The organism is Spirosoma spitsbergense DSM 19989, assembly GCF_000374085.1.
Taxonomy (GTDB): domain Bacteria; phylum Bacteroidota; class Bacteroidia; order Cytophagales; family Spirosomataceae; genus Spirosoma; species Spirosoma spitsbergense.
In genome coordinates, this window is sequence record NZ_KB893414.1 from 1 (window position 1) to 15686 (window position 15686).

The 15686-nt window shown below is 48.5% G+C and carries 10 protein-coding genes, 1 tRNA gene and 1 pseudogene; 8 read left to right on the forward strand and 4 right to left on the reverse strand.

Features of this window, described 5'->3' with window-relative positions; all coding sequences use genetic code 11:
- Together B157_RS34475 and B157_RS0105090 are read right to left on the reverse strand one after the other, a co-directional pair.
- The coding region (locus tag B157_RS34475) for a hypothetical protein (protein WP_026308507.1) at positions 1-270 on the reverse strand (270 nt) is incomplete at its 3' end.
- Positions 271-566: 296 nt separating this feature from the next.
- On the reverse strand, positions 567-3653 hold the full coding sequence (locus tag B157_RS0105090; protein ID WP_020602295.1) for a serine hydrolase domain-containing protein: 3087 nt from the start codon (positions 3651-3653) through the stop codon (positions 567-569).
- A 287-nt stretch (positions 3654-3940) separates the two neighbouring features.
- On the opposite strand from B157_RS0105090, the gene B157_RS0105095 reads away from it, so the two are divergent.
- Positions 3941-4441 (forward strand): rhodanese-like domain-containing protein, encoded by a 501-nt coding sequence (locus B157_RS0105095; protein ID WP_020602296.1) that lies wholly within the window; start codon positions 3941-3943, stop codon positions 4439-4441.
- Position 4442: 1 nt separating this feature from the next.
- Here B157_RS0105095 and B157_RS0105100 read toward each other — a convergent pair whose 3' ends face one another.
- Both B157_RS0105100 and B157_RS0105105 read right to left on the reverse strand, forming a co-directional pair.
- Positions 4443-4703: a hypothetical protein gene (locus B157_RS0105100; protein WP_020602297.1), complete on the reverse strand. Its 261-nt coding sequence runs from the start codon at positions 4701-4703 to the stop codon at positions 4443-4445.
- A gap of 161 nt (positions 4704-4864) precedes the next feature.
- Positions 4865-5689, reverse strand: a complete 825-nt coding sequence (locus tag B157_RS0105105; RefSeq protein WP_020602298.1) for a T9SS type A sorting domain-containing protein — start codon at positions 5687-5689, stop codon at positions 4865-4867.
- A gap of 176 nt (positions 5690-5865) precedes the next feature.
- On the opposite strand from B157_RS0105105, the gene B157_RS0105110 reads away from it, so the two are divergent.
- The 7 genes and pseudogenes from B157_RS0105110 to B157_RS0105145 all read left to right on the forward strand — a co-directional run.
- The gene (locus B157_RS0105110) at positions 5866-7773 is read left to right on the forward strand and encodes a sensor histidine kinase (RefSeq protein WP_026308502.1); all 1908 of its coding nucleotides are present in this window, start codon (positions 5866-5868) and stop codon (positions 7771-7773) included.
- A gap of 79 nt (positions 7774-7852) precedes the next feature.
- Entirely contained in the window at positions 7853-8551 is a 699-nt protein-coding gene (locus B157_RS0105115; protein ID WP_026308503.1) for a response regulator transcription factor, read from the forward strand.
- 96 nt (positions 8552-8647) lie between these two features.
- Positions 8648-9619 (forward strand): porphobilinogen synthase, encoded by a 972-nt coding sequence (gene hemB / locus B157_RS0105120; RefSeq protein ID WP_020602301.1) that lies wholly within the window; start codon positions 8648-8650, stop codon positions 9617-9619.
- On the forward strand, positions 9616-10968 hold the full coding sequence (locus tag B157_RS0105125; protein WP_020602302.1) for a dihydroorotase: 1353 nt from the start codon (positions 9616-9618) through the stop codon (positions 10966-10968). The genes hemB and B157_RS0105125 overlap by 4 nt, the downstream gene beginning before the upstream one ends.
- 91 nt (positions 10969-11059) lie before the next feature.
- Positions 11060-11143: transfer RNA gene (locus tag B157_RS0105130), tRNA-Leu, on the forward strand.
- A 911-nt stretch (positions 11144-12054) separates the two neighbouring features.
- The gene (locus tag B157_RS0105140; RefSeq protein WP_020602303.1) at positions 12055-15222 is read left to right on the forward strand and encodes a BPTD_3080 family restriction endonuclease; all 3168 of its coding nucleotides are present in this window, start codon (positions 12055-12057) and stop codon (positions 15220-15222) included.
- 228 nt (positions 15223-15450) lie between these two features.
- Positions 15451-15686: pseudogene (locus B157_RS0105145) on the forward strand (hypothetical protein); the annotation flags it as partial.

The following is a 15686-nucleotide window of genomic DNA, read 5'->3' on the forward strand; positions in this document are numbered from 1 at the left end:
GGTGGATTTTTTGGAGAGTCGGCTTTTTCCGTTGAAGACAAAGCCTTGCTGCATCGCTTCAGGTAGCAACTGGGGTTGCTTCTGGAGCCATCCTTGGATTTGTTGGCGGGCAAAAGCGATTTCTTTCATGAAGCGGGGATAGTCTTTTTGAGCGATAGGAATGAAGATAGTGGCGAAGTTTATTTTATCTTTGGAAGCTGCCATGCTACTGGAGGTGTTTGGGTGCAACCACATCAACAGCAGTAATGGCAGCTTTTGTTTAGCGATCATTGCAAACTGTTACAATTAGAAAAAATGAATGGACAGAACAGTGTCTAGAGGTGAATTGCATACGCAGGAAAGATGAATTTTCGTGGGATAGTTTGGGTAAGCGAGTATAGTAGTTCTCTTTCGTAAACTGCTGATTGATAGCTATTTTTATCTGCCAGGATCAGCAAACTATTCTGTACGTATCGCCGTTTGGTACACACCGCAATAAAAATGCCACTTCACACCGGAAGTGGCTACAAATGACGCAAGAAATATATGTAAATGAAAGTCGGTATCGCCGTTTAATCAACAAACTACTACTGTATGGCACTGTAAATTACTTCGTGAATGCGCCGACGAAGTTTTGTGGTGTTGATGGAGTTATTACCGGCTGTAGGATAAATACGATTCGAGAGGAACACAAAAATCAACTCCTCGTCGGGATCAACCCAAACTACATTACCCGTAAAACCCGTGTGACCGAACGACCGGGACGAAACCTGTTGTGCCATATACACACTACTCGTACTGGTTGGATTTGGTTTATCCCAGCCCAGCGCGCGGTGGCTTCGGTTGCTGAGCGTCTGGGTAAAATAGGGGACAGTCATCAGATTAAAAATACGCTGATCGCCGTATACGCCTTTCTGAAGATTCATCTGCAACAGCGTAGCGATATCATGGGCATTGCCAAATAAGCCTGCATGACCCGAAACTCCTCCCTGCACAGCCGCCATCTGGTCATGCACTGTGCCAACCAGTAACTGGTTCCGATAGTAGGTATCCTGTTCGGTTGGAGCACAACTGGGGTTTGGTAACCGCTGTAAAGGGGTAAACCCTAGCTGGTGTAACCCCAGGGGTTTGTACACATTGTCGGTCACAAACTTGTCGAGGGATTGCCCGCTAACCCGTTCTACAATCTTTTGCAGCGTCAGAAAGTTGAGGTCGCTGTACACGTATGCAGGTTTACCCGACTGGTCCATCTTGCGCGACATGGGCGATTGAACAACCCACTTCCAGACCGAATCGCGCAGAGCCGGAACACCCCAAAGGGTAGGGGCAATCTGAAGGGTATGCAAACTGTCGTGGGTGGCTGAGTAATAATTTGCTTTCAGCCCCCCGCCGGGTAGCCGGGTCCGGTCCCAGGTGGTAGGGTAATACGACACCATACCCGACTGGTGCCAGAGCAAATCCGTCAGCACAATATTCTGCTTATTGGTGTTCCGCAATTCGGGCAGGTAGAAGGAGGCTTTTTGATTCAGGTCAACCTGCTTTCGGTCGTAAAGAACCATGACCGATTGCAGCGTAGCCAGTACTTTGGTCAGTGAGGCCAGGTCATACAGCGTTTCGTCGGTTACCTTTTCCGAATTGGGCGAGTAGGTTAATGCACCGAAGTTTTTGCTGTACACGATTTTGCCTTTACGCGCCACCAAAACCTCGCATCCGGGAACTACATGGTTTTTAACGGCTCCCTGCGTAATCGCATCGATTTGATCCAGGACGGACGACTTCATACCAACACTTTCGGGCGAACCGGCAGACAACCGCCCTGCGGGATTCAGTTTCAGGCCCATGCCCATTTTCAACTCACCCATCGAAATGGGCAGCATGCCGCGGGCGCCCAAACCACCAAACAGTATCTGAGGCACTACTCGCTCCATATCATCCAGGTCCTGATAGGCGCAAACCAACGCATCGGCTGCGGCAAACTTTGGCAAACTGTACGGCGACCCAAACGCCGTAACGACCACCTTTACGCCCCGTTGTTTGAGTCTGGTTATCAGATCGAGGGAGGGCTTGGTAAGGCCATACTGTCGACTGGCCGATTCGCTCATGCGGTGGTAACTGACAACTACCGTATTGGCATCACCAATGCCTTCCAGTATGTCGGCCAGATTAGCCTCCGAAACGGGTTTATCGGGCAGGGTTATCGTCTTGAAGGGAGCGTATTGATTGAGTGTTTTCTGAAATACATTGCCCGGCGCGGCACCAATGGCTACCGATGCCAGCCGCAGCGTATCCAGCCGATTGAAGGGCAGTAGGTCATGCTGATTTTCAGTTACCGTAACCGATTGCTCGCAAAGATTCTGTTTCAGCAGTTCCGCTTCGGGAGCGTTCAGGTCGGTGGATAAATTGGCCAGATCAATGGGTTTGTACTGATTGAGGCCAGCCCAGTATTTGGCGCGAAGAATCTTTTTAACTTTCTCGTCGATAAACTCCTGCGAAATAACCCCCTGTTGAACGGCACTCAGGATATGCAGCGCAGCCTCACGGACGTTTTCGGGGTAGAGCAGGATGTCGTTGCCCGCTATTAATGCTCGAAGGTTGACATCCAGCGCTTTAGACGACCGACTGATGCCCCCCATGTTCAGCGCATCCGTAAAGACCAGTCCCCGGAACCCCAGTTCTTTCTTAAGCAGTTCCGTAACGATTTTTTCGGATAACGTCGCGGCCAGCGCCGGGGTATTATCCATAACGGGTACGTACAGATGGCCCGTAACAACCCCCATCAAACTGTCGGCAATGAGCTTCCGAAAGGGGTAAAGGTCAATGTCGCGCATTTGTTCAGACGACCGCGCCACGGTTGGCAGCGTATGATGCGAGTCTGCACTGGTATTGCCATGGCCCGGAAAATGTTTGGCAGTAGCAATCACGTGCGTTTGCTGCAAACCACGCATATAGGCAGATGCTTTCAGGGCTACATTCTCTTTCGATTCGCCAAAGGAACGAACCCCGATAACCGGATTGGCCGGATTGCTGTTGATGTCTGAAACGGGGGCAAAGTTGATGTGAATACCAAGCCGCTGACATTGGCGTCCGATTTCCGCGCCCATCTGGTAAATTAACTCGTTATCCCGAATAGCTCCCAGCGACATTTGTTTCGGGAAATCCATCGTACTATCCAGCCGCATACCCAGGCCCCATTCCCCGTCGATGCCAATGAGCAGGGGCACTTTCGACTCAGCCTGATAGCGGTTTGTCAGGATAGCCTGCCGATGGGGGCCACCCTGAAAGAAAATCAAACCGCCAATGTGGTTGTTCTGAATAAGATGGTCGATATACTGATAATGATTTTCATGGCGGTTGGAGAACGTGGCCACCATAAAAAACTGACCAATTTTCTGTTCGGGGGTGAGGGAATGGAATACGCTGTCTACCCACTGTTGGCCACTATCCGGCAGGGAAAACACTTCAACCGGCTGGGCGGCTGGCCCGAATTTATAGGGCAGTAGCGTTGTTGACAGTGCACGAACAATGGGCTTTTTGGCTACAGGCCTGCTCACTCGTTTAGTATGGGACAGGCGATGCCAGAAGCTACGCCCCGGCTTGGTTAGGCCAAACGCAGTTAGTAAACTGACGGACAGCAGGCCAATAAGCAAAATTGGTCGTACAACAATATTCCGCATGAGCAATCGGTCAGTAAGGGAGTAAAATCAGTTATCGGTGGTTTCTGGTAAACCATAAAAATAGCCAAAGACTATCGAAATGCGGTTCTAATCACTGAATTGTCTAAGTTTTTAACGAAAAAATGTATATAAATCGTTCTTTGCAACGGATTAATACAAAATCAACTATGGTTTTTACAGGCTGGAAGCCGTGTAATACGCTGGTTATGACAAATTTGAACTTCTTCAACTATTTTGCTCTTTACCCGTTATTGCCCGCGATCTTTTGGTTTTTTTGACAACGACTGATGAAAAAAGGATGGATTTTACTGGGAGCTTTGCTTAGTATATCGTTTGGTAGTGATGCCCAGATAAACAGCAAAGCATATGCCACTATGCTGGATGCGTTATACAAAAAGACGGTGCCATTGATGAGCGTAGCGACTTTGCAGAAACAGCCGGATGCTATTCTGCTGGATACCCGTACGAAAGAAGAGTACAACGTGAGTCATCTGCCCGGGGCCAAATGGGTTGGCTACGATGAATTTGAGTTGAACCGGGTAACAGATGTTCCTAAAGATGGGAATATCGTTGTGTACTGTTCGGTAGGCTACCGAAGTGAAAAGGTGGGAGAGAAACTGCTGGCGGCTGGCTATCAGCACGTACACAATCTATATGGTAGTCTGTTTGAATGGGTAAATGAAGGGAATCCCGTCGTAGATGGGAAGGGGAAACCGACGCAGCGTGTTCATGCCTACTCCCGGCTGTGGGGCATCTGGCTGAAGCGCGGAGAGAAAGTATACGAATAACTCAAAAGGTATGCACTGGACTGATATGCGAAAAAGCGACGATAACCAGGTCTCCAAACATTGTTTTGGTTGCTTTCACTATATTTTGCCAGCATATCGATACATCATTCTTTTGGTCTGTAACCTTCTGTTTTACAACAGACACGGATGGCCTGGTAACCACATGTTTCCGGGCCGCAAACACATTGTGTGGCTGCCCCATGCTGAATGCCTGAAGACTACTTCCTGCAACTAACATACCGACGACTATTACCGTTTTCATAAGCTGACGTGTTTAATAACAATACAAAGATATAGGTTTCCTTTGGTATCTTGCAATACATAGTACTATATTTTTAAAAAAATATTTCTGTGTTATAAAAATCGGGTGAAAAAGGGCTGAATTACTACCACTCTTCCTCTTTCACCCGATTGTCCCTGTCATTACTCCACCACAATCCGCTTCACGGCTCCGTCCTCATTCTGAGTAACGGTAATAAAGTAAGTTCCCTGAGATTGTTTGCCCAGGTCAATTTGACCCACAAACTCACCGGAGAAATCTTTTATTTCGCGTTTGGCTACTTCCTTTCCCTTCGTATTGGTGACGATGATACTGACGTCTCCTTTAGCGGGTGCCGAAAAACGGACGTTCAGTTGGTTGCGGTCCGGGTTGTTGGGATAAGCATCCAGCCCACGAACACTGGCAGGTTTCCCGCCAAAGTTCTGGGACCAGTTTTCAAAAGGACGGACAATCTGCCGATCAAAATCCCGGGGAAATTCAAATCGGAACCGGTTCATCCGGTCGGCCAGCGAGTCGAAGTTTTGCCGAAACTCGTATCGCCAGGCCGGGTTGTTGTTGTAATTATTACCCGCCTTAGGCAACCTGTTTCGCTGCACATAGGCATCTTTGGGCGCTCGTTTTAGTTCGGGTCTAACGCGGTCGCGTGTCACTACCCGATTCCCATCGTTACTTTCGATAACAATCGTCATCTGCGTACGTCCCCTATCCTTGCGCGTTGTTTTGAGTGAATCGACCAGTTTCGTAACGAGTTTATCGCGGTCATCATCACTCATGTCATCGGCGCGGTAGGTACGTTCTGTTTCCCTGACAGTCGTACCATTGCGTTCAATAATTCGGACAGTAACCTCGTTTTTTTCTACTTTTTTCGAGGGTGTTGCAGGGGTCTGCGCCAGCGCAAAACTACTTAAGGCAACGGTTAGCAGCAGGGCCGGTATGAACCGGGAGAAGGTTAAGACTGTTTTTTTCATGAGATTAGGTACGTATAAACGAAGGATTAAATAAATAGTTAATAGGTTGCAGCCAGGCTGTTAAAGTTTGTTAACGAATTAACGAACAGCCTATTCCGTTCGTAGTTTTACTAATAGCTACAACGGTTTACTAAAGATGAAGAAAATGGTAAAAGGTTGCACGGGGAGGTGAAAAAATGACGAAACAACGAATACGCTGGATTGTTGCGCTGATGACCATTGGACTGTTGGGGCTGGTGGGTCTGCAATTGTACTGGATCAGGAGTGCGCTACAGTTACAGAAAGAACAGTTTGCCTATAAGGTGACGGATGCGTTGCAGGAAGTTGTTCGAACGCTGGAACGTCAGGAGATTGTATATCTGACCAGGCAGCGAATTCAGGCGCAGGAACAGCAGAATAGCCTGATGGCCATCGCAAAAAAAGAAGATAAGCCCGTTTCCAGGGTATCAGATGATCAAAGCAAATCAGTCGGACAGTCAGAAAATGCAGCCACCAGAAAACCGGCTAATCGCCCGAAAAGAGAAAGAGATCGGCCGCTGGCCTGGAAAATGATGCCGCCCGGTATGGCCTCTGCGGGGGCAATTGTGGTTCAGTCCGACGTACTACACCCTATAGTTCACCCGCTATCGGATGAGCAATCGGCCATTGTGGAGGAGTTCATTCGACAGCAGAACGAGCTTATGGCGGTTGGTGACTGGCAGGCGCAAATGATGCAGAAACAGTTGTTCGACCATTGGGTTGAAGAGGTCCTGACCACCGAATTGATCCGGATCAATAATCAGGTCAAGCGGGATTCGCTGCCGAGGGCGGACAGCAAAAGCATACGCCAGAAAAAACAATCAGTCAGTAAGGGGAGCGAGGTGGTAAAGGCTGGCTTACCCACGTTGCCAACCAGTACCAGTCAGAACCGGGCAGAAAAGCAATCGCACATGATTAAAGATGTGCTCAAAGGACTATTGTTATCCGACCGGCCTATTCAGGCTCGTATCAATCGGCTGGCACTGGATACGTTACTCCGGCAGGCATTGGTGGAGCGGGGCATCCGGATTCCGTTTGCCTATGCTGTTCGGGTGCAGGAGCAGCCCCAGTTCCTGTTTGCTTCGATGGGCACCGAAGCCCGGCAATTTGATGAAGTAGGGTATAAAGCGGCACTGTTCCCGAACAACTTGCTGGAAACCGGTAACTACGTTTATGTATATTTCCCAACTCAGCAGCAGTTCATTCTGGATCGACTGGGATTTATGTCCGGCGCATCGGTGGTGTTGATACTGGTTATTCTGGCTTGTTTCTACATCGCTATCAATACGATTGTGCAGCAGAAAAAACTGGCCGACATCAAGAATGACTTTATTAATAATATGACCCATGAGTTCAAAACGCCTATCTCAACCATCTCCCTGGCCGTTGAAATGGCGCAGGAACAGCTTCTGTCCGCGAAAAAAACAACGGTGGGAGAATGTGCTCCGGTAAACCAGTGGGAACCGGGCGAACAACCCGATTCCCGGCTAACCCGCTACATGGGAATCATCCGCGACGAAACCCGTCGATTGGGTTCGCACGTGGAGAAAGTATTGCAAATGGCCCTGCTGGACCGGGGCGAAATACGACTCAATCTGTCATTCGTAAACGTGCATAACGTAATCGAAAAAGTACTGAACAATCTGGGGCTGCAGATAGAGCAGCGGGGTGGTGAGGTCGACCTGCATTTTGATGCCGACCAGGAAGTGGTGGAGGCCGATGAACTACACCTGACCAATATTGTCTATAATCTGCTGGACAATGCCCTGAAATATTCACCCGCCAGCCCGCACATTACCCTCAGTACCCGAAGCCTGCCCGAGGGGGTGAGCATTACCGTTTCCGATAAAGGTATAGGGATGACAAAAGATCAGGCAAGCCGTATATTCGAGAAATTTTACCGGGTGCCCACAGGCAATCGGCACGACGTAAAAGGATTTGGGTTAGGGTTGAGTTACGTTAAAAAGATTATTGACCAGCACCACGGCCAGATAGCGGTGGAAAGCCAGCCCGGAAAAGGAAGTTCTTTTGAGGTTATTATACCCTACACAATTGCGAATGAATGATTGAGCGAATAGCTAACGCATGTGGATTGTTTGTATCAATTATTCGCTTATTTATTCGCTCAATCACTCATTCAAAGATATGCCTACCGTACTACTCGTTGAAGATGACCCCAATCTGGGGCAACTGGTTCAGGAATACCTGACCATGAAAGGCTACCAGACCGACCGCGCCACTGATGGTAACAAGGGGCTGGAATTATTTATGGCGGGTAATTATGACCTGTGTCTCTTTGATGTGATGATGCCGAAAAAAGACGGTTTCACCCTCGCCAAAGAGGTCAGGATGGGTAACCGCGATGTCCCCATTATTTTCCTGACGGCCAAGTCGATGGAAGAGGATACCATTCAGGGATTTAAAGCCGGGGCCGATGATTATGTCACGAAGCCCTTTAGCATGGAAGAGCTGTTGTTGCGGATCCAGGCCATTTTGCGTCGGTATCAGCGCACGGCTGATGTAGTAGAACAGACTACCTATCAGATTGGCTCTCTCTCATTCGATTATCCCCATCAACTTCTTTCCCGACATGGTGAATCGGGTAACGAGGTGCCACCGCAAAAATTGACCAGCAAGGAATCTGAGTTATTAAAATTGCTGGCACAGAACCTCAATCAGCCCGTCAGTCGTAGTTTTGCCCTGAAAATGGTTTGGGGGGATGATTCGTATTTCAACGCCCGAAGTATGGATGTGTACGTGACCAAGCTACGCAAGTACCTTCGCGAAGACCCGGATGTTCAGTTAGTGAACGTACATGGCGAAGGCTTTAAATTAATTGTCTGAGTCAGTTTATGGTTTACAGTCTTCGGTTTACGCGTCAGTCTACCGTACCGGCGACCCGGCGTGAACCGAAGACCGTAAACCGAATACCAAAAACTTATGAACTTAATACGTCGCCCGCGCCGGAATCGCCAGTCAGCGGTTATCCGGGATATGGTGCAGGAAACCCGTCTGTCGGTTACCGATTTTATTCTACCCCTTTTTATTCTGGAAGGGAAAAATGTTCGCTCAGAAGTTGCGTCTATGCCGGGCGTTTACCGGCTGTCGCTCGATTTATTGCTGGACGAAATTCAGGAATGCGTCGATCTGGGTATCAAAACGTTCGATCTGTTTCCGAACCTGCCCGAATCCAGAAAAGATAAATACGCTACCGAAAGCTATAACCCCGATGGATTGTATTTACAATCGGTACGGGCAATTAAGGACCGCTTTCCTGAGGTTATGGTTATGACCGATGTGGCCATGGACCCATACAGTTCGGACGGGCACGATGGGATTGTGGAGAACGGTAAAATTCTGAACGACGAGACGCTGGAGGTACTGGGCAAAATGACCCTGGCCCAGGCGCAGGCCGGTGCCAATATCATCGGTCCATCCGATATGATGGATGGCCGCGTGGGTTACCTGCGGCAGGTACTGGACGAAGGAGGCTTTCAGGATGTAGCCATCATGTCGTATGCGGCTAAGTACGCCAGTGCTTTCTACGGTCCTTTCCGCGATGCGCTGGATTCGGCCCCGAAATTTGGCGATAAGAAAACGTACCAGATGAATCCCGCCAATAGCCGGGAAGCCCTGATTGAAGCCCAGCTCGACTTCGAGGAAGGTGCCGATTTCCTGATGGTGAAACCGGCGCTGGCCTATCTGGACATCATCAAACTACTGGATGACAACTTTCACTTACCCATTGCGGCCTACAACGTGAGTGGTGAGTACGCCATGATTAAAGCAGCCGCCCAAAACGGCTGGCTCGACGGAGAACGTGCCATGATGGAATCGTTGATGGCGATTAAACGAGCGGGTGCCAATGTAATTTTAACGTATTTTGCCAAAGAAGCCGCCCGATTGTTATGAGTAAAATCCTGATTCGCAACGCTCGACTGGTCAATGAAGGCCGTATTATTGAAACGGATGTTTTGATAGAAAATGGGTTTATTGCCCAACTGAAATCAGGCTTGTCTGATGTGGGTGTCAGTCAGGTAATTGACGCCGACGGTCAGTATTTACTGCCGGGTGTGATTGACGATCAGGTGCATTTCCGGGAGCCGGGGTTGACCCACAAAGCAACGATCTACTCCGAGTCGCGGGCGGGGGTAGCGGGGGGCGTTACCACATTTATGGAGATGCCTAACACTGTCCCCAACGCACTCACGCAGGAATTACTGACTGATAAATATGCCATTGCCGACAAAACTGCCTTAGCCAACTACTCGTTTTTTATGGGCGCGTCGAATAATAACCTCGACGAAGTGCTGCGTACTGATATCCGAAATGTTTGTGGGATTAAAGTCTTCATGGGTTCATCGACCGGGAATATGCTGGTAGACAACGAGTCGGTGCTGGATAGCCTTTTCCGGCAAAGCCCCATGCTGATTGCCACCCACTGCGAAGACGAAGCCACCATCCGGGCCAACACAGAACGGTACCGGGCGGAGTATGGCGACAGCGCCGGGCCACGTATGGCCACGGCTGAGTTACACCCGTTGATTCGAAATGAAGAAGCCTGCCTGAAATCGTCATCTATGGCCGTTGAACTGGCCCGACGGCATAACACCCGCTTACACATCCTGCATATTTCAACGGCCGACGAGTTAGCCCTGTTCGATAATACCATCCCGCTAACCGAAAAAAGGATTACGGCCGAAGTATGCGTACATCACCTGTGGTTCGACAGTACGGACTATGACCGGCTGGGAAATCAGATCAAATGCAATCCTGCCATCAAAGCCCCGCACCATAAAGCGGCTCTTTTAGAAGCCTTGCTGGACGACCGGCTGGACATTATCGCCACTGACCATGCTCCCCACACCTGGGGCGAGAAACAGCAAAATTACTGGCAGGCACCATCCGGCCTGCCCTTGGTGCAACATCCATTATTGCTGATGCTTGAGTTTGTGAAGCAGGAAAAGTTGACGCTGGAGACAATGGTGCGTAAAATGAGCCACGCTCCCGCCGACTGTTTTCAGATCGATCGGCGTGGCTACGTTCGGGAAGGTTACTGGGCCGATCTGGTGCTGGTAGATATGAATCAGCCAACCTCCGTATCGAAGCAAAATATTCTGTATCAGTGCGGCTGGTCGCCGTTGGAAGGAAATACGTTCGGGTCAACCGTGACGCATACCGTTGTATCGGGCGAATTAGTATTCCAGAAAGGACGCTTCCTGGCGGAGCGGGCCGGGAAGCGCTTGCAGTTTAACCGTTAGCCAAGAAATATTTTAGTGAAAAATCTTGCGCGTACGGATTAGTACGCCGTATCTTTGCAGTCCCAAACGAGGGAATTACCACAAAAAAATTGCCGAAGTGGTGAAATTGGTAGACACGCACGTTTCAGGGGCGTGTGTCTTTACGGACATGCGAGTTCGAGTCTCGCCTTCGGCACATTTATAACGCCTAATTGACTGTAATTCAGTTGGTTAGGCGTTATTGCATTTAGCGCGTGTACGGAATGGTGTACGGAAAGCAATAAACTTTGGTCAAGTTGCAACGGTTTACCGCTGATTCGTCATTAATACTTCGACAGATAGCTGACTAAAATATATTTACGCTCCATATGCCCCAATGCCCCTTAGGGAGTGGGTAAACTCAATAAGTTACAAGGTCAATTCTTAATAGGGGGGTAGGTTTCCCCAGGATAAGACCGGTTGCCATACGCGCAGGCTAACCCTCGGAACTCTATCCAGTGGCGAAATACTATCTGTTTGCTAGTCAAATGCTATTACAATGCGAGTGTAAACACCACATTGGTTGAAATTTACTACAATAATGCATATGTGATTGACTTTCAATTGATTGGCTAAAATTTATACCACTATTCTAATAATACCCTATATAAGCACTTAGATAGCTTACTATACAGAAAAATCGGTGTTTCAGGATTAAACACGGGTGAATAGCATGTGATGTAGGGTATAAGGGTAAACCTTTTCTCTCAGATAATCAGACTTTGGAATATCTATTTTCTGTTTCTGCTGCTCAATTAGCATGTATTCTGTTTTGGTTTTGATACCGGTCACTATGCGTACCGGCCTGCCTCCCTACCGATTTCTTTCGTCCTCGCTCGAATGGCATGTCAATCATTCTATTTTATTCTATTTTGGATGTCGACCATCAACTATATCAATGGGGGGTCATTTGTAAATAGAGGGGTAATTATCTTACTTGTCTACCTTATGAATATACAAGATTGTTGGCATACTCGAGCTAGGCACTTTACTGAATTTCCTCAGATGTAAAAAGGCTGACTTGATAGGTAATCGTTTACTTTTGCCCTATTGACCACCCATTAATTCATGGAGCCTTCCCCGATTCTTAATAATCCATACCAGGAGCCACTTTTTCATTACGCTACGGCTGGCGATGGCGACCAGAAAGGCAGTCTGGATTATGGCCGAATTGTAACAGGCCGACGAATCTTCACCAATGATCTATCCGGTGCGCCGACCAGCACGAAGGGGCAACGGGAGATCTTTGACGTAAATGAGAATACCGCACAATACGGGGAGCAATTGGTTAACCTGTTGCGAAACGAAGTAGCGAAATGGCGGCAGGATGGTTATTTGAATACTACCCGGGTTACGGCCGAACTACTTGCATTCTGGTTTCAGTCCGACAATGATGCTTTACCTCCGCGTAAAAAATTATTCTTTGCCCAGCAGGAAGCAATTGAAACGGCTATCTGGCTCAATGAGGTAGCCGGTCGGTCGAATACGGGTAGTAGCATCCTGAAAAGGCTGGCTGATGCGCAGGAGTCGCAGGCACTTGGTTTACCTCGCTTCGGTTTTAAAATGGCTACCGGTACCGGTAAAACGGTTGTAATGGCGGCTCTGATTCTATACCACTATTTCAACCGACAGGAGTACCGGGCCGATACCCGCTTTTCCGATTACTTCCTGCTGGTGGCTCCGGGTATCACCATCCGCGACCGGCTGAATGTATTGCAGGTTGATACCAGCACAACCGACAAATACAAAGCAAACGATTACTACCGGCAGCGGGGGCTGGTGCCCGAACGGTATGCAGATTTACTGGATGGTTTGAATGCCCGTATCATCATTACCAACTACCATGCCTTTGAACCTAAAACCTTGCAGGGTAACAAACGAACGCCCTTTGATGGTAAGGTAACCCGGCAGGTTGTAGATGGGGAGGTCAAGGAGGTCAAGAACGACAGTTTGGGCGATAATAAGGAGGATTTCAGCCAGGTACTCAAACGGCTGTTTGGATCAATTAAACCCGGTGCCCGTGTCATCATTATCAACGATGAAGCGCACCACTGCTACCTGCCACTCGAAAAGGGAAAGAAAACCGACGATGGCAATACCGAAGAAGAAAATGCCCGGGCTGCGGTCTGGTTTACCGGTGTTCGGGAGATAGCAAACCGCTATCAGGTACGGCACATCTATGACCTGTCGGCTACTCCCTATTATTTGCAGGGTTCCGGCTATCCGGCCTATTCGCTGTTTCCCTGGATTGTATCCGATTTTGGCTTAATTGATGCTATCGAGTCCGGCTTGGTCAAGATTCCCTTTTTGCCCGAATCGGATAGTTCGCAGAGCCTCGATGGGCCGATGTTACGCAATTTGTACGAGCACGTAAAGGGAGATCTGCCCAAGAAAGGGCAAACCACCCAAAAGAAGGATGCAAAAAAAGCGGGGACTGTTATCAATGAGGAACCACCCCGAATGCCAGAGTTGCTGGTAGCGGCTACCGGCCAGTTTTACGAACATTACGAAAAGGAGTACGAACGCATTAGTACGCTGTTTAATATCCCTCCGGTGTTTATTGCGGTCTGTAACAACACCTCTGTTTCTAAAGAACTCTATAAGTTCATTGCAGGCTTTCAGGTAAAGGATGTAGATGGTAACGTTACAAAGACCTACCACGGCCATTATGATCTGTTCGATAATTTCGACCAGTATGACCGGCCAAAAACCAAACCGCCTACGCTGCTGATTGATAGTGCAGCCTTAGACGACAGTGGGCAGATTGACGATGAGTTTAAGAAAGTCTTTGCGCCCGAAATAGAGAAATTCAAGCTGGAATACGCCCGTTTGCATGGGCAGGGATCAGCCGACCGACTGACTGATGCAGAGGTTTTGCGGGAAGTGGTGAATACGGTCGGGAAACCGGGTACTTTAGGTTCACATATCCGCTGCGTAGTTTCGGTATCGATGCTGACCGAAGGTTGGGATGCCAATACGGTTACGCACATTATGGGCCTGCGGGCTTTTGGCTCCCAACTCCTGTGCGAGCAGGTGGCTGGTCGGGCATTGCGCCGGAAGCATTACGATTTGGCTCCCTACGATAAACTGACGGGCGAACAACTCGATACGAAAACGGCCCTCCGCCGAAAGCTGGAGTCAATGGTTTGGAAGTTTCCTCCCGAGTACGCTCACATTATCGGCGTACCATTCAAGTCGTTCAAAACGGGCAGCACCGTAGCTCCCGATGTGCCCGAATATACTCGCATCATGGCTCTCCCTGACCGGCAGGCTGACTTGGAAATAACGTTTCCCAATATCATTGGCTACCGGGTAGAAACAACGGACGATGAATTACGGGCCGATTTTAGTGCGGTAGAACCATTCGAGATTGACTATACCAGCATGCCGGTAAAAACGCTCATGCAGAATGCGTTTGAAGCCCATACCGAAACGCTGGAATTTACTTCAGTCAATGACCTGCGCGATCAGCAGGTGGTTTACCGGGTTACCCAACAACTGATTCACCTGTATTACTCGGGTCTGGATAATCAACCCCAGTTCAGCAAGTTTAGTCAATTGCGGGATATTGTGCAGGAGTGGTACGATACCCGGGTACAACTGCTTGGCGAAACGAATCCAGTGTATAAACGGCTGTTGTACTTCTGGAACCAGAAAACCCTGGCCGATCATATTCAGCGGGGTGTGATGGCGGCTAGTCGGGATACCAGTATTATCCTGCCCATCTTCAACCACTACAACCGATTCGGCAGTACAAAATACGTGACGGGCAATACCTCCAAACCGGTCTTTGAAACTGTAAAGAGCCACGTTAACTATGTGGTGGCTGATACCGAAAGTTGGGAGCAGATAGCTGCTAAAACGCTGGAAGAACTCCCCGACGTAATCAGCTACGTTAAAAATGCGTTTTTGGGCTTTGCTATTCCTTATGTCAACGAAGGAAAAGAACGGCAGTACTTCCCCGATTTTGTTGCTCGGATTCAATTAGTCGATGGGCCAATTGTCAACCTGATCATTGAAATTACGGGCATGAACCGCGACAAAGCAGCCAAGAAGCAGTACGTAGAAGACCGCTGGTTACCGGCTGCTAATACCGTACGGAAGCAGTACGAGATGGGCGAATGGTTCTTTATTGAAATTGCCAATGATATTCGCTCTATTAAAAATCAATTGGCTGACAAGATTAACGAGATCAAAACCAAAAAAAAGGAAACTGATCTAGTGGCTGAAGTATAGTACCCTGTTTATTTATATATTCCTTCCGACATCGACTTTTAGTGATGTCTCAGTTTGAAATTTAAGCATAAAACATTACGAATAATTCCGGCTATGAAAGCGGATTAAGCCAGCCTCCCAACGATTATTTAGCAAATTGTGGAATTGATAGATTAATCAAGACATTAAAAAGTATGAAACTTGAAAGGGTGCAATTCAAATTGTCGCAACCATGTCGTAGCTTAGGGCATGCCTGACGAACACTCCCTGCCCTTCACCGAAGAAGAATATGTGGCTTTGGCCCGCCAGAAATATAGCGAACTCAAAGCCCTCAGAAGTAAGCCTACCTTCTATGACTACGAGAAGTCATTTGAGGAGATTTGGCTCGACTTGGGGCGACAAGTCCTGGAAAAGAGTCTGAGTCAGGTACCGACTGATCGTCGTAAAAAAAAAGATGAAAACACGCTTTGGACCCATACAGATAG